The sequence below is a fragment of the Bacillus sp. NP247 genome, from assembly GCF_018966865.1.
Taxonomy (GTDB): domain Bacteria; phylum Bacillota; class Bacilli; order Bacillales; family Bacillaceae_G; genus Bacillus_A.
This window is the reverse complement of record NZ_CP076653.1, coordinates 751,849-771,747: the sequence shown is the minus strand read 5'-3', so window position 1 is coordinate 771,747 and position 19,899 is coordinate 751,849. Positions and strand designations below refer to the sequence as shown.

At 34.8% G+C, this 19,899-nt stretch carries 21 protein-coding genes and 1 riboswitch; of the genes, 17 read left to right on the top strand and 4 right to left on the bottom strand.

All coding sequences use genetic code 11. The features are described 5' to 3' along the window. Positions 1-193 precede the first annotated feature (193 nt). The 5 genes from KPL75_RS04065 (at position 194) to KPL75_RS04045 (ending at position 3,691) form a co-directional block, all read left to right on the top strand. Positions 194-637 (top strand): flavodoxin, encoded by a 444-nt coding sequence (locus tag KPL75_RS04065; RefSeq protein WP_219919505.1) that lies wholly within the window; start codon positions 194-196, stop codon positions 635-637. 16 nt (positions 638-653) lie between these two features. Continuing rightward, positions 654-1,553 (top strand): WD40/YVTN/BNR-like repeat-containing protein, encoded by a 900-nt coding sequence (locus KPL75_RS04060; RefSeq protein WP_219919504.1) that lies wholly within the window; start codon positions 654-656, stop codon positions 1,551-1,553. A gap of 219 nt (positions 1,554-1,772) precedes the next feature. After that, positions 1,773-1,973 (top strand): cold shock-like protein CspB, encoded by a 201-nt coding sequence (gene cspB, locus KPL75_RS04055; RefSeq protein WP_001179147.1) that lies wholly within the window; start codon positions 1,773-1,775, stop codon positions 1,971-1,973. A 184-nt stretch (positions 1,974-2,157) separates the two neighbouring features. Next, positions 2,158-3,003 carry an exonuclease gene (locus tag KPL75_RS04050; RefSeq protein ID WP_219919503.1) on the top strand — a complete coding sequence of 282 codons (846 nt, stop codon included), beginning with the start codon at positions 2,158-2,160 and terminating at the stop codon, positions 3,001-3,003. Positions 3,004-3,343: 340 nt separating this feature from the next. After that, entirely contained in the window at positions 3,344-3,691 is a 348-nt protein-coding gene (locus KPL75_RS04045) for a hypothetical protein (RefSeq protein ID WP_219921062.1), read from the top strand. A 289-nt stretch (positions 3,692-3,980) separates the two neighbouring features. Here KPL75_RS04045 and KPL75_RS04040 read toward each other — a convergent pair whose 3' ends face one another. Together KPL75_RS04040 and KPL75_RS04035 are read right to left on the bottom strand one after the other, a co-directional pair. Beyond that, on the bottom strand, positions 3,981-5,072 hold the full coding sequence (locus tag KPL75_RS04040) for a DUF3900 domain-containing protein (RefSeq protein ID WP_219919502.1): 1,092 nt from the start codon (positions 5,070-5,072) through the stop codon (positions 3,981-3,983). 116 nt (positions 5,073-5,188) lie between these two features. Continuing rightward, complete coding sequence (locus KPL75_RS04035) at positions 5,189-5,515, bottom strand: hypothetical protein (RefSeq protein WP_219919501.1); 327 nt, start codon at positions 5,513-5,515, stop codon at positions 5,189-5,191. Positions 5,516-5,896: 381 nt separating this feature from the next. On the opposite strand from KPL75_RS04035, the gene KPL75_RS04030 reads away from it, so the two are divergent. The 5 genes from KPL75_RS04030 to KPL75_RS04010 all read left to right on the top strand — a co-directional run bounded on the left by KPL75_RS04030 (position 5,897) and on the right by KPL75_RS04010 (position 10,483). After that, positions 5,897-6,808, top strand: coding sequence for a VanW family protein (locus KPL75_RS04030; protein ID WP_219919500.1), 912 nt, complete (start codon positions 5,897-5,899; stop codon positions 6,806-6,808). A gap of 264 nt (positions 6,809-7,072) precedes the next feature. Next, positions 7,073-7,179: riboswitch (SAM riboswitch) on the top strand. A gap of 67 nt (positions 7,180-7,246) precedes the next feature. Continuing rightward, the gene (locus KPL75_RS04025) at positions 7,247-7,915 is read left to right on the top strand and encodes an amino acid ABC transporter permease (protein WP_219919499.1); all 669 of its coding nucleotides are present in this window, start codon (positions 7,247-7,249) and stop codon (positions 7,913-7,915) included. 19 nt (positions 7,916-7,934) lie between these two features. Further along, the gene (locus KPL75_RS04020; protein ID WP_033711035.1) at positions 7,935-8,696 is read left to right on the top strand and encodes an amino acid ABC transporter ATP-binding protein; all 762 of its coding nucleotides are present in this window, start codon (positions 7,935-7,937) and stop codon (positions 8,694-8,696) included. Between the two features lie 11 nt (positions 8,697-8,707). Further along, positions 8,708-9,499: an amino acid ABC transporter substrate-binding protein gene (locus KPL75_RS04015; protein WP_219919498.1), complete on the top strand. Its 792-nt coding sequence runs from the start codon at positions 8,708-8,710 to the stop codon at positions 9,497-9,499. Positions 9,500-9,574: 75 nt separating this feature from the next. After that, on the top strand, positions 9,575-10,483 hold the full coding sequence (locus KPL75_RS04010) for a VOC family protein (protein ID WP_219919497.1): 909 nt from the start codon (positions 9,575-9,577) through the stop codon (positions 10,481-10,483). Between the two features lie 47 nt (positions 10,484-10,530). On the opposite strand, the gene KPL75_RS04005 is transcribed toward KPL75_RS04010, so the two are convergent. Continuing rightward, positions 10,531-11,049 (bottom strand): GNAT family N-acetyltransferase, encoded by a 519-nt coding sequence (locus KPL75_RS04005; protein WP_219919496.1) that lies wholly within the window; start codon positions 11,047-11,049, stop codon positions 10,531-10,533. A 311-nt stretch (positions 11,050-11,360) separates the two neighbouring features. On the opposite strand from KPL75_RS04005, the gene KPL75_RS04000 reads away from it, so the two are divergent. Further along, entirely contained in the window at positions 11,361-12,038 is a 678-nt protein-coding gene (locus KPL75_RS04000) for an MgtC/SapB family protein (protein WP_219919495.1), read from the top strand. Between the two features lie 203 nt (positions 12,039-12,241). After that, the gene (gene colA, locus KPL75_RS03995) at positions 12,242-15,157 is read left to right on the top strand and encodes a collagenase ColA (RefSeq protein ID WP_219919494.1); all 2,916 of its coding nucleotides are present in this window, start codon (positions 12,242-12,244) and stop codon (positions 15,155-15,157) included. A 32-nt stretch (positions 15,158-15,189) separates the two neighbouring features. Here the strand turns inward: colA and KPL75_RS03990 are convergent, their stop codons facing one another. Beyond that, on the bottom strand, positions 15,190-15,693 hold the full coding sequence (locus KPL75_RS03990; RefSeq protein WP_219919493.1) for a GNAT family N-acetyltransferase: 504 nt from the start codon (positions 15,691-15,693) through the stop codon (positions 15,190-15,192). 255 nt (positions 15,694-15,948) lie between these two features. Between KPL75_RS03990 and KPL75_RS03985 the strand changes: the two genes are divergently transcribed. The 5 genes from KPL75_RS03985 (at position 15,949) to KPL75_RS03965 (ending at position 19,610) form a co-directional block, all read left to right on the top strand. Continuing rightward, entirely contained in the window at positions 15,949-16,347 is a 399-nt protein-coding gene (locus tag KPL75_RS03985; protein ID WP_219919492.1) for a DUF2871 family protein, read from the top strand. Positions 16,348-16,483: 136 nt separating this feature from the next. Beyond that, on the top strand, positions 16,484-17,875 hold the full coding sequence (locus KPL75_RS03980) for an FAD-binding oxidoreductase (protein WP_219919491.1): 1,392 nt from the start codon (positions 16,484-16,486) through the stop codon (positions 17,873-17,875). A gap of 6 nt (positions 17,876-17,881) precedes the next feature. After that, the gene (locus tag KPL75_RS03975; protein ID WP_219919490.1) at positions 17,882-18,229 is read left to right on the top strand and encodes a DUF4260 domain-containing protein; all 348 of its coding nucleotides are present in this window, start codon (positions 17,882-17,884) and stop codon (positions 18,227-18,229) included. Between the two features lie 55 nt (positions 18,230-18,284). Further along, positions 18,285-18,806 carry a GrpB family protein gene (locus KPL75_RS03970; RefSeq protein ID WP_375141023.1) on the top strand — a complete coding sequence of 174 codons (522 nt, stop codon included), beginning with the start codon at positions 18,285-18,287 and terminating at the stop codon, positions 18,804-18,806. Between the two features lie 189 nt (positions 18,807-18,995). Next, entirely contained in the window at positions 18,996-19,610 is a 615-nt protein-coding gene (locus tag KPL75_RS03965; RefSeq protein WP_219919488.1) for an FMN-binding negative transcriptional regulator, read from the top strand. Positions 19,611-19,899: the final 289 nt, after the last annotated feature.

The following is a 19,899-nucleotide window of genomic DNA, read 5'->3' as shown; positions in this document are numbered from 1 at the left end:
GTTGAGAAACTAGATTTGGCAATAGACGAATATGAATGTTAATACTCAAAATGAAAAAGTAATAGTCAGATGTACGATTTCTTTTAACATAAATGAAAAGGATATAAATCGGATGAAAATAATAATTGAAATTGATTCTCATTATTAATATAATGAGAATGAGAATCATTTATTGTAAGAGGGGGATGCCAAAGTGGCGAAAATTTTAATAGCGTATGCAAGTATGTCAGGGAATACAGAGAGTATTGCTGATTTAATTAAAGTAAGTTTAGATGCCTTTGATCATGAAGTAGTATTGCAAGAGATGGAAGGTATAGATGCTGAAGAATTATTAGCTTATGATGGAATCATTTTAGGATCTTATACGTGGGGTGATGGTGAATTACCATTTGAAGCGGAAGATTTCCATGATGAGTTAGAAAATATAGATTTAACGGGTAAAAAAGTGGCTGTTTTTGGATCAGGTGATACGGCGTATGAACTGTTTTGTGAAGCGGTAACGATATTTGAAGAACGTCTTGTAAAATGCGGGGCAGAACTCGTACAAGAAGGATTGAAAATTGAATTAGCTCCAGAAGATAAAGAAGACGTTGAAAAATGCAGTGATTTTGCAATTGCTTTTGCCGAGAAGTTCTAGGAATGGGAGTGTCAACGTGGAAACAATGTTAAGTGCAACTGCTATTACAAAGTTAAGAAATGGAAAGCTTTTGTTAGCTACTACATATAATGGTTTATTCATTGAAAAAGATGGAGAATGGAAACAGGTTTTAACTGGTTTCCAAAAACGAATTCGAGATTTATATAGTGAAGATAACGTAGTTTACGGAGTAGGAGACGAAGGAGTTTTTATTCGTAGTATGAATGGTGGAGAAACGTGGACGGTCCAGCGCTTTCCAACGAAAGCAACGAGCTGGAATGTACGTAGTAATGAGAATGGAACAGTAATTGCTCATGGAGATAAAACACTGTATCATTCTAATAATTTTGGTTCCACATGGGAGACTATTCAGCCATTTCTTAATTACGGTAGTGAGGCACCATCTATTCGATCATTATTTTTATATAAACATTACTTATTTATCGGTACGAAAATACATACTAAATATGGTGGTGTTTGGCTTTTTGATTTAGAGACACGTAAATTAAAAAGGATTAAAATAGCGATGAATCAGATGATTTCTGCGTTGACTATACATAATTCCTATTTAGTAGCGGCAAGTGGATCATGCAAGGGAATTAGCGGGAATATTACTTTTTGTAGAATAGATGAGAGTATCGAAAGTGATAAAATATGTTGGCATACATGTCAAAGTGAACAAAAAGCTAGTAGCTATTTAGATTTAAGTGTAGATCAACATGTGTTATATACAACGTCAACGCAAAATAAGGCGGGAATTAGCACTGTTTGCCGTGTGCTTCTTAAAGAAGGAATTGTTACAGTATGTGACTCGGTTAAAGGGCATGGTTGGCGCATTGTTAATGAAAAAGAAGGCTATGTTGTAGCTGGATCAGGTGAATTAAAAGCGATGCAGTGGAAGGAAAAAGCTGTATAGCTTAAAAAAAACTTTACTTTTATTATATTGATATGATATAGTTACTTTAAACCATTTTACTTTTAATAATATAGAGATTTAAATGAGCTGTAACTTCCGAGGAGGATAGCAATATTAAATCTCCTCTGGGGGTTGCAGTTTTTTAATATATGAAGTATTATTGTAAAGTGGTTGAAAATGAATATGTACATATAGGTACATTGTAGGAGGATTTTTTAAATGCAAAACGGTAAAGTAAAATGGTTTAACGCAGAAAAAGGTTTCGGTTTCATCGAGGTTGAAGGCGGAGAAGACGTATTCGTTCATTTCTCAGCTATCCAAGGCGACGGCTTCAAATCTTTAGAAGAAGGTCAAGAAGTTACTTTCGAAGTAGAACAAGGTAACCGTGGACCTCAAGCTACAAACGTAAACAAGAAGTAATTATGAAAAAAAGAAGGGCTTGCCCTTCTTTTTTTTGCGTTTTTATTGAATATCCTCCTATGTACATGTAATAATAAGACTGAATTTTTGATTTTTGTGTGAAGTTTTTCATGCATAAAGTGCATTAATAAATACTGAAAATAAAGTATGTGTGTGAAAAGGAATTTAGAAAGAGGTAAATAAATTGAAAAACGCTACACATTTCATTGTGTTTGATATTGAAAGGAATTTTAGGCCATATAAATCAGAAGATCCGTCAGAAATAGTTGATATTGGAGCTATAAAAATAGATGTGAGTACAATGAAGGTTATTGGAGAATTTTCAGAGTTAGTAAAACCAAGTGCCCCATTAACTCGTCATACAACAAAATTAACTGGAATTACAAAGAAAGATTTAATTGGTGTAGAGAAATTCCCTCGAATTATAGAGGAATTTATTCAGTTCATTGGAGAAGATTCTATATTTATTTCATGGGGAAAAGAAGATTATCATTTTCTATCTCATGATTGTACATTACATGGCCTAGAATGCCCATGTATGGAAAAAGACAGTAGATTTGATTTGCAAAAGTTCGTTTTCCAAGCGTATGAAGAATTGTTTGAACATACACCAAGTCTACAGTTCGCAGTAGAACAGATCGGTTTAACATGGCAAGGAAAGCAACACCGAGCTTTAGCAGATGCTGAGAATACAGCAAATATATTTCTTAAAGTATATGGCGAGAGAGATATTAACAAACGATATAAAAGACATGGTGAGCTTGAACTTGTAAAGAACGGGAAATTAACAGAAAAAGCGAAAAAAAAGATGCGGAAATGGGTATTTAAAGAAATGAGAAAAAATACAGAGCGTCCTTTTGTATGGAATGCATTCGAAAGTAGTGACACGTGGGAAAGTATAACGGAAAGATATTATATAAGTGAATCTGCAGTAGAACTTCTGAAAAAACACTTTCCTACGGCGGTGAGAAAAGCGGAGCGGCAGCTTAGGTATTTGGCTGAGATGGAGAAAGTAGTAGAAGAAAGTTAGTAATAAAATTTATTTTATTCATATGTACAACTAGACTTCAGTATTAAGTTGCTGAAGTTTAGTTGGAAAATTCACGGCTTGTCCTGTATTGTTAATGGAATATTTTGTTGTTTTTAGTACGGATATACATAGAAAAGAGTGTAGTTTAATGGAAGCAATCTTTAACATGTTAACCGTTTTAGTTTTTTGATAATATTTACCACACTATTTGCACTAATTACACTTCCTTTCATAGCAAAGAAGAAGAATTGGAAAAGGCTTAATATATCTTTAACTCGTGGTGTATTAAAGATTAAAATCGAAGAGTAAGGTAAGAGTCTTATACAAGGGAGGTGTGATAGTGATAAACTTGGAAATCAAAGATGTCACCGTACAGATGGAATTAAATGGTGTCTTTTGGAATGAGGATGGAATTGCTGAAATGATGGTGACTACAAAAGCGGAGCATTCTCTTATTCTTCGTCTAGTAGTTGACTTAGAAAGTAAAACGATTCGTGCGATGAATGCCGAGATAGTGGGTGGGTTCTGTCCTCTGTGTAAACAGAAAAGGAACGAATGTAGTGAACTTAATGACGTGCAAAATAAAATGGATATTTTAGAAGAAGCCTACGATTGGGTGAGAGAGCATCCGGAATATCGTTTTCAATTATCTTTTTACGACTACAATAAATTTGAGGTAGTAAAGTGAAATTTTCATTTTAACAACATACATAATGACTAAAAGGAAAAACACCAACAACTTATAGAAGGACTTGGTCAACTAGAAATATTGAAGCAGATGTCTCTCATGGAAATACGCTTGATTCTACAAGAAATGTCATCTTGGAGCAAAAATAATTTTTAAAAATAAGCATATTTGTTATAAAGAAGAAAAACCGATTCTTAGTAGAATCGGTTTTTAATATAAATGTCAACTATGTCCCAAATAAAAGAGCGCTTGTTAATAGAGCTCAGTAAAAATAGGTATATGGAAGCATTTATTCAATTCCATTTGGATCATAAGAATACTGCTGCTTATTCTCAATCCGCTCAATCACATCTTGCAATTCATCTGGCTTCAGAAACTCAATCGGAGAGAAGCCTTTCTCAAACGTAAGTGTATCAGCCTCAATCATTAATACGTATCGGTCATTTACCTTTGCGATATGTATTAGGTCTCCGAAATCAGCAAGCAGGGCCTTCACAGAGATATGATCTGCTTTTAGCTTTAATTCTACTTCAGGAGCGTGCTCGACAATTTGAGCAGTTGCTTCCATTACTTCCTCTGTTGAAAACTGTTCCATAATTTCGCGTTTTGGACTGGCAGCCCATACTTCCATCGCTTGGTCAAATTGTTCGCGTTCTTCAGTACCTTCTTCAAATACATCTTCAATTTGGTCGTATACCATGTCCATTACTTGTGTTTTCATAATTTCAGGCATAGAGCGTTCGTACTCGACGAATTTTAAGAAGTCTTCAAAGTAGCGGGCGTGTGATGCCTGATGTATTTTTAGTTCGCCAGGCTCGACCATACCTTCTTCAGGCATGTACGGGTATTGGATAGATTTCATATTTTTTGTTGTGATGGCCATTTCGACGTTACGAATCAGTGTTGATTCATCTGAAATAGAAGCAACTTTCGGTTCGAAGTCACATTTCATAACGAAAACGAATGGATCATCAAAATATTTGCGTAGTTTTGCTTGAGCGATCAAAAATACACCACCGCGTACAGCGCTTGTGTCAAGATATGTATAAACGAGAGGTTCGCTCATATCTTTAAAGTTTTCTTTAGTTTCTGCAAAGCGAATACGATTAAATAAGTTGTAATGAGGGTTTGAATCAAATTCGTGCCCTTCTTCTACAATAAAGCGACCAATCTTTGTTGGGGCTTGTTCTGTTTTTGCGTGACGTTCTACTTTTCGCTTTGAAATTTTTAATAATTCACCATTCAAAAATTCTTTTAAAGAGCTATCTTCATACTCTTCAGCGTCTAATGTTTGAAAATGTTTATAGCGTTTATCAACTGCTTCACCTTTTCCTTCTACTTGTACTACATAAAAGGAAAGAAAATTTATTTCAAAATCCATATTTATCACCTTGTTTCATTTCATTAACTCTTATCAGTATAGAGATGGAAAAAACTTTCGTCAATTTATATAAGGAAGGGGGAGTCCCTTCCTTATATATTTGTTATTTTTCGAAATTAAAAACCATCTTCTAATGCTGAAAATGGAATGTTTAGTCTATTTTCTACTGTACGTAAACGCTGATTTAAGCGGTTTAATCTACGTGTATGACGCTCAACTGTGTTTTCTAGTTGGCGTACTCTTTGCTCAAGCTCATTTACTCGTCGTTCTAGTTGACGGTTTCCAGTGCCAGGAAAAGAGATTGGAAGTTGAAATTGTCGATTTTGATCATATGGATTAACTTCTTCTGTTTGGTCAATATATTGTTGGTATTGTGCCTGTAAATCATATTGAGGTTGGTAACCATATTGGTTATATGGATCATAAGGATTGTAGGGATACATAAAAACATCCTCCATTTCTTTATAATAGGTTAAATTCATCATAATGTATGAGCAAAAGCGGAGTAGTGGCACGGCAAATACCTAATTATGTTTACAGGATTTTTCTTTATAAATAAGAATATGGAGTTTTTACATTTGTATTTATTTCGATTGATGGTATATACTGGATAAAAGGGTTAAGGTTACATAAAGGTTACAATTCTATCAAACTAAAATTTTTATATAAATATGTATAGACATTTACAAAAGAAAAGAGTAATTTTAATAGAGTAAAAAACAACTTGTAACATTTTCTAAATATATTGTAAAATGATTGTAACAAAACATACATAAAATGAAATAATACATAAGAAATAGTGTTGGGGAAAAGGAGAGAGTATATTGTTCCGAAAAATAAAGGGTATATTAGTAGGGGTGCTATGCGTAGCTGTAGTAAGTGGTTGTGGTACAAAAGTAAGTGATGTGGCATTAGTAAGTGATATTGGCGGGAACGTTGTAGAGGCTAAGGCTGATGTACAGGATTCAATTAGCTTAGTGGATGGGCGTACTGGTACTGAAGTGAAAAAAATAGACTTATCGAGTTTAGGTTATTTTGAAGATGAGGCAAAATTCAAAGCAGCGGTAACGAAGGTTGCTAGTGAAGTTGGTAAAAGTGTCGATAAAAAGATGGTACCTTCACGTTTGGCACCTGATGGAACGTGGCAAGAAGGAAAGCCTGCTTATGAGTTAATGGAAAAAGAATTAGTGGCTAAATTATTAAATGTAGGTATGTGGGATTCTTCTTATCAGTTACCAATTGTGGAGAAAAAACCGGTTGCAACACTTAGTGATGCTCAAGGAAGTGGTACTGTAATTGGTAGATATGAAACGAATTTAGGTGGCTCAGCAGGTGGTAGAGTTGAAAATATTCGTTTGTCTGCGGCGAGCATAAATGGGGTTGTTTTAGCGAAGGGAGACCGTTTCTCTTTCAATGCATTAATCGGTGATACAACACCAGATAAAGGGTACCAACTAGGAAAAGAAATTGTGGATGGTAAATTAGTAGATGGTTATGGTGGTGGTGTTTGTCAAACATCATCAACGCTATACAATGCAGCAGATCAAGCTGGTTTGAAAATGGTAGATAGAACTACACATTCTAAAACAGTAGGTTATGTCCCGCAGGGAAGAGATGCTACAATTGCTTATCCATATTTAGACTTAGTATTTGAAAATACGAATGATGCTCCTGTTAAGCTTTATATGGGCATACAAGGCGGAAAGTTAGTTGCTGAAGTACATAAGATGAAATAAATATCATAAGTTATAAGAATAAAAGATTGGAAGCCATTATTTCTAAGTTTATTAGAGGTGATGGCTTTTTGTGTGCAGTTTATCCTGTATTTTAATAATGAGTGAGGAAAAGTTTCACTGTATTAAGATTAGTAATTTTGATGGCATATTGTTTGTATGTACGAAATAAGTATAAATTTAATTCTTAGTTTTCCTATTGACATTGTTTTAATTTGGCTGTATTCTTCATAATAACAACTAAATAAATGGAAAAATTTATTAGTTTTTTTATCGAGAGAGATGGAGGGACTGGCCCGGTGAAATCTCAGCAACAGGCTACAAAAGTACTGTGCTAATTCCAGCAAACGTATGAGGCGTTTGAAAGATGGGGGAAATGGATTAACATTCAACTCTTCTTATATGTGTAAGAAGAGTTTTTTGTTTAGAGAGGGGGATAGAGTGAAATTTGATGTAACGTATTTTTTAGAAAGTTTTCCGCAATTATTTAAATATGTATACATAACTTTAGGGATTACTGTAGTTTCAATGATTATTTCTTTCTTTATAGGGATTGGCTTGGCGATCATTACAAAAAACAAAACGAAATTTTTATATCCAATTGCAAGGGTGTATATCTCTTTCTTTAGAGGGACACCGTTATTAGTTCAATTGTTTGTGTTGTATTTCGGATTGCCACAAATATCTCCGGCTTTTACAGTACTTACAGCTATGCAAGCAACTTTAATTGGTCTCAGTTTAAATAATGCTGCTTATTTGTCAGAGATAATTCGAGGTTCATTAAATGCTGTGGAATCAGGGCAAATGGATGCTTGTTTATCAGTTGGAATGACAAAGGCACAAGCAATGCGACAAATTATTTTTCCACAGGCTATTCGTGTAGCTGTACCATCACTTGGAAATAATTTTGTCGGATTGTTAAAAGAATCTTCACTATCTTTTGCACTTGGGGTGGCTGAAATTTTAGCACAAGCGAAAATGCTAGCGGCACAATCCTATCGTTATATGGAAAGTTATTTAGCGGTAGCGATTGTGTATTGGATTATTACAATCGTAATTAGCTGGGGACAGAAAAAGTTGGAGAAGAAACTTGATGCACCGTATTTATAAGAGAAATGAGGTGATATATGTGATTGAGCTAAAAGATTTGTATAAGTCTTACAAACATAATGAAGTGCTGAAAGGAATTTCACTTACTGTCAAAAAAGGGGAAGTGGTAGTAATCATTGGACCTTCTGGTTCAGGGAAATCGACATTACTACGATGTTTAAATTTATTAGAACAACCGGATGATGGCAGTATTAGAATTGAAGATTTAGAGATTCATACGAAAAAACTTTATCAAAAAGAAATAATAAAATTACGCAAAAAAACAGCAATGGTTTTTCAAAACTATAATTTATTTAAAAATAAAACAGCGTTGCAAAATATTACAACACCATTAACGGTTGTGCAGAAAAAGAGTGACGAAGAGGCAAAGAGAATAGCGAGAGAAATATTAAAGCAAGTAGGCTTAGCTGATAAAGAAAATTTTTATCCGACAATGTTATCAGGTGGGCAACAGCAAAGAATTGGGATAGCTAGAGCAATGGCTTTAAATCCTGCTGTATTACTATTTGATGAACCGACTTCTGCGCTTGATCCAGAATTAGTTAATGAAGTACTACAAGTTATTAAAGATTTGGCAAGGCAACATATAACGATGGTTATTGTTACACATGAAATGAATTTTGCGAAAGAGGTGGCAGATCGCATTATATTTATGGCTGATGGCATTGTCGTAGAGCAGGGAACACCAGAAGAAATTTTTCGGAATCCCAAAAATGAACGTACGAAAAAGTTTTTACGACAATTAAATGCATCTGAAGAAGGAAATCATTTCGTTATTTAGGAGGAAGAGTTATGAGAAAATCGTCATTATTACTAACAATAGCATTAACACTATCAGTTGGAGCTTTGTCTGCATGTGGTTCTAATGTATCAAGTGAAAAAACAAATGAAAAAGTAGTGAAAGTTGGGACTTCTGCAGGTCGTAGTCCATTTGTTTTTAAAGAGGGTGAGAAAGTAACAGGTTTTGATGCTGAAATTATTGAAGCGGCTGCTAAAAAAGCTGGATATAAAGTAGAATGGAATGTTTCTGATTTTGAAGGATTATTCGGTTTATTAGATTCAGGTCGTATCGATACGATTGCAAATGAATTATCCGTTTCTCCGGAAAGAAAAAAGAAATATGATTTTTCGATCCCGTATGTGTATTCAGGTTCTGTTTTTGCGGTGAAGAAAGATAATAATACAATTAAATCGATAGAGGATTTAAAAGGAAAGACTGTAGGCGTTGGACTTGGTACAGCAGGCGAGCAAGAGTTAAAAGCTTTAAATAAAAATAATGCTTTTACGATTAAAACGTATTCAGAGGATCCAACGGCGGAATTGAACGAAGTAGGATTTGGACGCGTCGATGCTTATTATAATGATAAAGTTCAAGTGGAAACAACAATAACGAAGGCGAAACTAGATAATGTGAAAGTGGGATTTGGTCCACTTGAATGGGGAGAGATTGCATTTCCATTTGCAAAAAAGAGTGAAAAGTTAGAAGATATAAATAAGGCGTTAAAAGAATTAGAACAAGATGGAACATTAAGCGATATATCGAAAAAATGGCTAAAAGTTGATGCTACGAAAAAACAAAATTGAGGTGTATTCGTTGAATGGGGTTATTGCCCATCAACTAATATAAAAAACTAAAGGGAATAAGAGAGGAAGTTATCCATGGTACAAATTCATCCGCAAACACGCATTGGTCATGTTGAATTTAAAGTGAAAGATTTAGAGCGTCAAATTGATTTTTATAAGAATGTAGTAGGCTTAGAAGTAATAAAGAAAGAGGGGAATAAAGCACATTTAGCTGGAAAAGGTGGTAATAATACATTACTTGTTCTTGAAAAATTAGAGGACGGGGTACTGCAAGAACCACGTACAACGGGAATATACCATGTTGCCTTTTTAGTTCCGACTCGTGAGGCTTTTGCTTCGGCATTATTTGGTGTGCTTCGTAATAAGAACGTAATTGATAGTCCAGCTGAGCAAGAAGGGCGTTATACATATTCAAATGAAATTTTACCAATTTCAAGGTTTAATAGCGCAAGTGATCATACGTATAGTGAGGCGTTTTATTTACAAGACTTAGAGGGTAATGGTATCGAAATATATGCAGACCGTCCGCGAGATCAGTGGGGAGAAGGGCCAGGAGGAAGTACGCCACTTGATTTAAAAGAACTAGCAACGCTCGTTGATTATGAGTTTGATGGTTTACCAGCCGAGACGGTGGTTGGACATGTACATTTACGAATAGCTGATGTAGATAAGTCACATGAATTTTATGTAGATACAGTAGGTTTTGAAGTGCAACAGCGTGAAGATGATTGCTTATTTATTTCAGCAGGAGGATATCATCACCATATTGGTGCAAATACGTGGAATGGGGTAAATAACCCGCATCCATCAGTACATGCAACTGGACTGAAGGTGTATACGATCGTATTACCTTATAAAGAAGCGTTAGATGAAGTGAAGGAAAGATTAATAGACAAACAACATGAAATAAATGAAACTACACTTGGATTTACAGTAGTAGATCCAAGTGGTATTACAGTCCAGTTTGAAATAGAAGTAGTATAAAAGGGGCCAGAAAGTGTGTAATCACTTTCTGGCTTGCTTTTGCTTATTTAGAGTTCAATCCAATACCTTCTCACAACATTACCATCTTTTTCAGTGAAATCATCATCACGGAGACCGCCGTTATGTAAAATCGTTTTCTCAGAAGCCGTATTCACTTCGTCACAAACGACAAGTACTTTCGTGATGTTTAATTCTTTCGTTTTTTCTAATGATAACTCTAGTAACTTTGTAGCATAACCTTTTCTTCTTTCAGAAGGACGAATGCCATAACCGATATGACCACCAGCGTTAAATAGATGATCAGTTAAACTATGACGTATATTAACAACTCCTAGAACTCTATTTTCATCTGTCACGAGCCAATAAGTAGAATCTGGTACCCAAGTTTCAGGAATATTTATTCCGTTATGTGCGTCGTGTAATTCTTGAATCATTGCCGTGAAATTAGAAGGTTTTTTTGAAATAACCCATGGAATCATCGTTTCACCGCTATCTTTCCATTCGTTATAAAAATCTAAATATTCTTCTTGTAAATCAGTAGTAGGTGTAAGTAAAGAGACGTTCATTGTTAGTAAGCTCCTTTTATTTATGTTTATTTCACAAAAATTATGATATAAAATGAAAGCGCTTCCTGATTTTCTCAACCTCATTTCATGCAACTCATATGCCATTTTTAACTGAAAATAAGTTAGACGTTGAACTTTAAAGTTTTTTGTATGAGAAGTAGGTTGTTTTATTTATGTTAATATTTAAAATATTAACATAAAATCACTGGGATATTAAATGTATTTTAATAAAATGCTTTTATATCGATGGATAGATGCATGTGATAATTTTTGTTTTATCTCTCTATAATGAATAAAAGGGGGAAGTGCTCGTGAGCTTACATATTGATTTTATTATACGAATCGGTGTTGCTGGTTTGTTAGGGGCGATAATCGGTATTGAAAGGGAAATTCGCTCAAAAGAAGCTGGATTAAAAACACATTTCCTAGTAGCCGTAGGGAGTGCTTTAATAATGGTCGTTTCGAAATATGCTTTTTCGGATATTATGTTTGAAGAACATATGGCTCTTGATCCGAGCCGGATTGCAGCGCAAGTTGTTAGTGGAGTTGGATTTTTAGGTGCAGGTACAATCATTATTCAAAAGCAGGCAGTGAAAGGATTAACGACAGCGGCTGGTTTATGGGCCACAGCAGGAATAGGGTTAGCAATTGGAGCAGGTATGTATGTTGTAGGGATCGGAGCGATGATTCTCGTTTTGATTGGTTTAGAGATTGTAAGTCGTATTTTTAAGGTGCAATTTTTATTTCCGCAAAATATAACAGTGCAAATGTGTATAAATAAACAGGAAGCGGTACAACAAATAGTAGAGACGCTACAAGTGAAAGGTATTCCAATACTTTCATATGAAGTGGAATCTTTACAGCAAGATACAGGTGTAGTTTATAAGGTAGGAATGCAGCTGAAAAATATATCACCTGAAGAAAAGAATGCATTAATTCAGTATATGCAAACATTACCGGAAATCACGTTTATAAAGTTAAAATCATAGCGTTGAAAAAGGGGTTAGATGTAGCAGGAATTTCGCTATTATCTATCCTTTTTTGACATAAATCACATGTGAAGTCAAGTGTTAATTTCACTTTGAATGGATACATGTGTGAACGTTCCCTTCTTTTTTCTCAATACAGAATAAATAGTCAGAATAGTAAAATAATGGTGCGGGACATTAAAAAATGTAAGGTAGGGGAGAGCATGAAAGGCTATTCAACAAAAGTTTTAGTGGGGGTAAGTTTTGCTAGTTTAATGTTAGGGAGTTTTCAAGGAAGCATATTGGCGGAAGATAATAAGGGAGAGCAAGTTTCATATCGAAATGTGCTAAAAATGGAGCCGGTTGGTGTACAACTGCCAGTGGAAGAATTAGCTCATTCATCGAAAGTATTAGAAAGCAAGTCTTTTGAGAAAAGGCTACAATTTGCTGATTTATCGCAAAGACCGCCTGAAGTAAAAAAGGAAAGTAAGCAATTAGCTGTAGCGAAAACTTATACAATTGCTGAATTAAATCAATTAAGCAATCAACAATTAGTAGATTTACTTGTAACAATCGATTGGGAGCAAATTACGGGGCTATTTCAGTTTAATAAGGACAGCCTTGCATTCTATCAAAATGATAGTAGGATGCAGGCGATTATTGATAAATTGAAGCAGCAAGGACAAGCTTATACGAAGGATGATTCAAAAGGGATTGAGACATTAGTAGAGGTATTGCGCTCTGGATTTTATTTAGGTTTTTATAATGCAGAATTAAGTAAACTTAATGAGCGGGGCTATCATGACAAGTGCTTGCCGGCGTTAAAAACGATTGCGAACAATCCAAATTTCAAACTCGGTACATTGGAACAAAATAGAGTTGTATCATCATACGGAAAATTAATAGGAAATGCTTCGAGTGATGTGGAAACGGTAACATCGGCTGCAAAGATTTTTAAGCAATATAATGATAATTTTTCTACATTGGTAGATAATCTTTCAGCTGGAAATGCGATTTACGATATTATGCAAGGTGTTGATTACGATATTCAATCGTATTTATACGATACGAGAAAAGCACCGAAAGATACAGTATGGTATCAGAAAATAGATAGTTATATTAATGAGTTAAGTAGATTTGCGTTAATGGGAACGATTACAGAGAAAAACGGATGGCTTATTAATAATGGCATTTATTATACGGGTAGACTCGGTACATTCCATAGTACAGGGACAAAAGGATTACAAGTTGTAACGGATGCGATGAAAATCTACCCTTATTTAGGTGAGCAATATTTCGTAGCAGCTGAGCAAATTACGACGAATTATGGCGGGAAAGATGCAAATGGTAAAGTGGTTGATTTAGATCAAATACGAGAAGATGGTAAGAAAAAATATTTGCCAAAAACGTATACGTTTGATGATGGGGCAATTGTTTTAAAAGCCGGAGATAAAGTGACTGAAGAGAAAGTGAAACGTTTATATTGGGCAGCAAAAGAAGTGAAGGCACAATTCCATCGTACGGTTGAAAGTGACCAACCTTTAGAAAAAGGAAATCCAGATGATGTATTAACGATGGTTATTTATAATAGCCCAGCTGAGTATCAATTTAATCGTCAATTATACGGATATGAAACAAATAATGGTGGTATGTATATAGAAGGAACAGGAACGTTCTTTACTTATGAACGTACACCAGAAGAGAGTATATATAGTTTAGAAGAGTTATTCCGACATGAGTTCACGCATTATTTACAAGGTAGATATGAAGTGCCAGGACTTTGGGGACAAGGTAAGTTTTATGAAAATGAGAGATTATCTTGGTTTGAAGAAGGGAATGCTGAGTTTTTTGCAGGTGCAACGAGAACGGATAATGTTGTACCGAGAAAGAGCATTATAGGAGGGCTATCTTCAAATCCAGCCGAACGTTATACGGCAGAGCGGACGTTAAATGCAAAGTATGGAACGTGGGATTTCTATAATTATTCCTTCGCTTTACAATCGTATATGTACAATAAGAGATATGATATGTTTGATAAAATTCATGATCTTATTAGGAAAAATGATGTGACAGCATATGATGCATATCGCTCTGCTTTAAGTAAAGATGCCAATTTAAACAAAGAGTATCAAGACTATATGCAAATGCTTGTTGATAACCGTGAGAAATATAATGTTCCATTAGTATCAGATGATTATTTAGCAACTCATGCACCGAAACCAGTTTCGGATATTGCGGCAGAAATTACAGCGGAAGCGAAATTAAATAATGTATCGGTAAAGAAAAATAAATCACAGTTCTTTAATACATTTACACTGCAAGGAACGTATACAGGTACTGCTGCAAAAGGAGAATATGAAGACTGGAAAACAATTACGCAAAACGTTAATGATACGTTAAAACGTTTAAGTGCAAAAGAATGGACAGGCTATAAAACTGTAACAGCTTACTTTGTGAATTATCGTGTGAATGCATCAGGGCAATTTGAATATGATGTTGTGTTCCACGGTATTAATACAGAAGAAGGTGCTGTGAATAAAGCGCCGGTCGCGGTTATTAATGGTCCGTATAGCGGAAATGTGAATGAAGCAATCTCGTTTAAAAGTGATGGATCAAAAGATGAAGATGGGAAAATTACTTCTTATAAATGGGAGTTTGGCGATGGTACTGTAAGTAATGAACAAAATCCAACTCACGTATATACAAAAGAAGGAACATATACGGCAAAATTAACAGTAACAGACGATAAAGGAGCAGCTAATACTAATACAACGAGCGTAACAGTTAAAAAGAAAGAAGATAACAGTGTAGAACAAGAGCCGAATAATTCATTTCAAACAGCGAATAAACTGCAGCTAAATCAATTGTTACGGGCTAGTTTAGGAAACGGTGATACAAGTGATTACTTTGAAATAAATGTAGAAACTGCGAAAAACCTTCAAATTAACGTAACGAATGAAAATAATATCGGAATAAACTGGGTTCTTTATTCAGAAGCAGATTTAAATAATTATGTTACGTACGCCCAGCAGCAAGGTAATAAATTAGTGGGTAATTACTACACGTATCCAGGGAAGTATTATTTACATGTATATCAGTATGGCGGGGGAACAGGGAATTATACGGTAGAAGTGAAATAGTAAAAAGGTCGCCATTCATGGCGACCTTTTTATTACGCGTTATACCCAAATAATTTTAAATCTTCTCCTGAGTCTGAAATTATTTTTTTAAATCGCAATCCTACTTTTTCTAACAGATTGCCTGAAGCAGCATTATCTATAGAAGTAATTGCTACAATTCGTTTCATACCTAGCTTATGTACACCGTATTCGATTACCGCAGCAGCTGATTCATAGCCGTACCCTTTCGAACGGAATTTTTCTAAAAAGGCAAAGCCGATATCAACATCTTCTAATGAATCTCTTTTAATAAGGCCGCACATGCCAAGTGGAGTGAGATCTTCTTTTCGTTCAACTAAGTAAAGACCAAAGCCCATTTTATTATACATATCGACTGGTCCGTTTAAAATATAATTTGTTGCATCTTCTAAGTTTCTAACCCCTTTATCACCGATAAACTGAATCCATGCAGGATCATTTACTAACTCGAGAATAAACGGAGCATCTTGGATATCGAACCAACGAAGAGTGAGTCGTTCAGTTTCAAGAACTATCAATCTATTGCACCCCCATTAAAAGTTATAATAATTAGTATGGATTGTGTAACACAAAAGCGCAACATATTTTAATAGAGCCCTGCTTGTTCACATAAAGTTCGATTGTTTTGTATAAAAGGATATTTTATAATTAGGATTGACTGTAAAGAGTGAGACGCTTATACAATGGCTCCTAGGAAACTAGGAGTTTTTACTATATAACTATCATTATTACTAAATATGACGCACTACACATTCTACTTAAGGAGGTACATAATGAAGAAATTATATAACGCATCGTTTACGTATTTAATTATTGGTTTACTATCAGGAATATTCGCTAGGGAGTATGGGAAATTTAAAGGGATAATAGGATCTACACTATTAAATCTTTTGCATACACATACGTTAGTACTTGGATTTTTCTTCTTTTTAATTGCTTTAGGATTAGCAAAAGTATTCGCGTTTCATGAAGTGAAAGGATTTAATAACTGGTTTATTTTACATAATGTTGCATTAACTTTAATGCTAGGTTCGTTGGCAGCGAGAGGGCTTCTTCAACTAAATGGAGCGGACTTTAAAGGGTTAACTTATATTGTAGGGTTCTCTCATTCTATGATGGCATTTACTTTAGTTTGGTTTATGATTTTATTGAAAAAATCGTCTAAAATATAATTTTAAAAAAGAACTTGTAGGGAATACTGCAAGTTCTTTTTTGTATATAAAATTACAGGAATCTTACTATTCTGATTACTTTGTATAAAAATGGTATAATTAATGTGGCGTAAATAATATAAAAGGAGAGTACGTAATGGAAATAACAATTGAACGTTTAGTAAATGAATTAAAGGATGTACTTCCTGAAGATCAAGTAGTGGTTAATAAGACAGTTAGAGAGTTACATAGTAAAGATGAATCTTACCATACTAGTAGTTTGCCAGATGTAGTTGTGTATCCGAAAACGGCTGAGGAAGTTAGCAAGATTATGAAAGTAGCGAGTCAGCATGGAAAGGCTGTCGTTCCATTTGGAGTAGGCTCCAGTTTAGAGGGCCATATAATTCCTTATGAAAAGGGGATTACGGTTGATTTTTCATTAATGAATAAAATACTTGAAATAAGAGAGAAAGATTTTATTGTGAGAGTGCAGCCAGGAGTGACTCGTTCTCAGCTCAATAAAGAATTGAAGAAATACGGTTTGTTTTTTAGTGTAGACCCCGGAGCAGATGCAACGTTAGGTGGAATGGCTGCTACGAATGCGAGCGGAACGACAGCGGTTAAGTATGGCGTAATGCGTGATCAAGTTCGTGATTTAGAAGTGGTGCTTGCTGATGGGCAAGTGATACATACTGGCAATTTAGCGGCGAAGTCATCATCAGGTTATCATTTAAATGGTATTTTCGTAGGATCAGAGGGTACGCTTGGATGCTTTACAGAGCTAACATTAAAAGTATACGGCATACCAGAACATGTTATGGCTGCGAGAGCATCGTTTCCAACTATAAATGATGCAGTAGAAGCTGTTATTAATATACTGCAAGCTGGCATTCCAATTGCGAGAATAGAACTTGTTGATGAATTATCTATGAAACAAGTAAATCATTATAATGAAACAAATTACAGAGAAGAACCAACACTGTTTTTAGAGTTTCACGGAAATGAAGCAGGGCTAACGCAAGATATCGAGTTTACGAAGGAAATTGTTTTTGATCATAAATGTAAAGAAGTCGCTTTTGAAACTGAAACTGCGGCAAGAAATAAATTATGGGATGCAAGACATAACTTAGCTTATTCTTACGTTCATAGTTATCCTGGTAAAAAGCTAATGAGCACAGATGTATGTGTGCCAATTTCAGAGTTAGCTGGCGCGATTCAAAATGCGAAAGAGGCATTAGATAAAGTTGGTCTTGTTGGTGGTATTCTTGGCCATGTAGGAGACGGGAATTTTCACGTGCTCTTAATGATTGATCCAAATGATAAAGATGAAGTGAAAAAAGCGGACGAAATAAATGAAAGTATTGTACTGTATGCTCTTAAACGAGGGGGAACGTGTACTGGAGAACACGGCGTTGGAATTGGAAAACGAAAGTATCAAGAAGAAGAACATGGGGCGGCATTATTAGTTATGGAGAAAATAAAGAAAGCTCTTGATCCGCAAAATATTTTGAATCCGAATAAAATTTTAAAGCTAAAAGATAAGGGCTGATGAAATTTGGAGAAACGAATTATACATCTTGAAGGATTGGTCGTTTTATTAGCAACGATTTATATATACTCATTATGTGGATTTAGCTGGCTATTATTTATCGTATTACTATTTATACCTGATTTAGCAGGGATAGCGTACGCTATTAATCACCGTGTCGGTTCCAAAATTTATAATCTATTTCACACATATATCATATCCATATTACTTGTTTTAATAGGGGTCTATTTTAAGATGGATACAGTTTTAATGGTCGGTTTAATATGGACAGCACATATTGGGATGGATCGGATGCTTGGATATGGATTGAAGTATGAGACTGATTTTAAGGATACTCATATTCAGAGGTTATAAGGTATATGCAGTCTTTATAGGAATTAAGAAGGGTGATAATTTGAATCCGGTAATAATGATTGAAGAGTATGAAGCAAAATGGGAAAGTGAATTTTGTAAGCTCCAAACAGTTCTTCAACACGCAATGGGACAAAACATTTTGTCTACCGAACACGTTGGTAGTACATCCGTTAAGGGGCTTGCTTCTAAACCGATATTAGATATCGATGTCGTAATAGAAGAGTATGATATTTTTCCTAGAATAATAAAGAAACTTGAAAAGATAGGTTATTTTCATCAAGAAGAGTGGAGTATTAAGGGGAGAGAAGCCTTTGGGAGAAAGGATCAATATGTTCCGAGGGATGGAGAGAATACAATTTGGATGGAACATCATTTATATGTATGTGATAAGAATAGTGAAGAGTTAAGAAGACATGTAGCGTTTCGTGATTATCTTCGTGGGAATCCAGAAGCTACTATTGAATATGGGAAGTTAAAGAAAGAATTAGCAGAAACGGCGAAAAATCGATCAAGTTATAGCTTAGGTAAAACGGAATTCATTAGAGCGGTATTAGAAAAAGCTATGAAGGGTAGTTAAATAGTGGAGTTTGTATCAATAAAAAAATTGACTAAGGTGGCAGAAATCATATAATGCCACCTATTATTTTTGAAACAGAGGTTTCGGCCTATAAGCACTGCCCTTATAAAACAATTACAATCTGCCCCTGCCAAATAATAAATCTCGTAAATATAATGGGAAATAAGAAGATAAGAAAAGAGGGAGCTTATGTACATACCAAAACATTTCACTATACAAGATGAAGAGACGAAGTACGAAATGATTGAACAAAATAGCTTTGCAACTTTATTTTCTCAACATAACGGAGCACCGTACGCAACGCATTTACCGTTATTGTTAAATAGGGAAACACTTACTTTATATGGTCATTTTGCACGTCCAAATGAGCAATGGAAAGATAGTGGAAATCAACAAGTGTTAGCTGTTTTTCAAGGACCACATAGTTACATCTCTCCGTCATGGTATGAAACAAATAAAGCAGTACCAACATGGAACTACGTTGCGGTGCATGTATATGGAGAGCTAGAAATTGTTGAAGATGAACAGGAATTAATAGATTCTCTTCAAGATTTAGTACATAAATATGAAAATCCAAAGAGTACCTACTCACTGAATGATGTAGATCCGAATTATATGCAAGGATTAAGTAGGGGAATAGTTGGGTTTAAAATAAAGATAAATAAAATAGAAGGAAAAGCGAAGTTAAGTCAAAATCATTCTGTGGAGAGACGAGAATTAGTTATAGAAGAACTTGAGAAAGTTGGGAGTGAAGGGAGCAGGGGGATTGCGGGGTTGATGAGAGAAGCTTTTTATAATAATTGATGGAAAGATGAACGTATAAAAGAATTCATTTTGGAAAGAACTCTTCAATTTTTATAGATACGAGATCAGGTGAATTAAGGTAGGGCATCAAATTTAATCAATAGGAAAAATTTAAAGGTGTTCTTCTAGTAATATTAAATTAACCGTGAATGACTATACATTATAAATGTTTTTTAAAAATTTGGCATGGAGAACAGACTTATTACATTATGAATAATATGGTTTGTATAGTATGCCTGTTTATGTATTAAACCCACATCAATTACCTCAGGAAAAGATGACTTATGAT

Coding starts and splice junctions, on each gene's coding strand:
- cspB (WP_001179147.1), top strand. CDS start 1,773: ATGCAAAACGGTAAAGTAAAATGGTTTAACGCAGAAAAAGGTTTCGGT.
- KPL75_RS04040 (WP_219919502.1), bottom strand. CDS start 5,072: ATGGATTTTGAAATAAATTTTCTTTCCTTTTATGTAGTACAAGTAGAA.
- KPL75_RS04035 (WP_219919501.1), bottom strand. CDS start 5,515: ATGTATCCCTACAATCCTTATGATCCATATAACCAATATGGTTACCAA.
- KPL75_RS04015 (WP_219919498.1), top strand. CDS start 8,708: ATGAGAAAATCGTCATTATTACTAACAATAGCATTAACACTATCAGTT.
- KPL75_RS04010 (WP_219919497.1), top strand. CDS start 9,575: ATGGTACAAATTCATCCGCAAACACGCATTGGTCATGTTGAATTTAAA.
- KPL75_RS04005 (WP_219919496.1), bottom strand. CDS start 11,049: ATGAACGTCTCTTTACTTACACCTACTACTGATTTACAAGAAGAATAT.
- colA (WP_219919494.1), top strand. CDS start 12,242: ATGAAAGGCTATTCAACAAAAGTTTTAGTGGGGGTAAGTTTTGCTAGT.
- KPL75_RS03985 (WP_219919492.1), top strand. CDS start 15,949: ATGAAGAAATTATATAACGCATCGTTTACGTATTTAATTATTGGTTTA.
- KPL75_RS03980 (WP_219919491.1), top strand. CDS start 16,484: ATGGAAATAACAATTGAACGTTTAGTAAATGAATTAAAGGATGTACTT.
- KPL75_RS03970 (WP_375141023.1), top strand. CDS start 18,285: ATGATTGAAGAGTATGAAGCAAAATGGGAAAGTGAATTTTGTAAGCTC.
- KPL75_RS03965 (WP_219919488.1), top strand. CDS start 18,996: ATGTACATACCAAAACATTTCACTATACAAGATGAAGAGACGAAGTAC.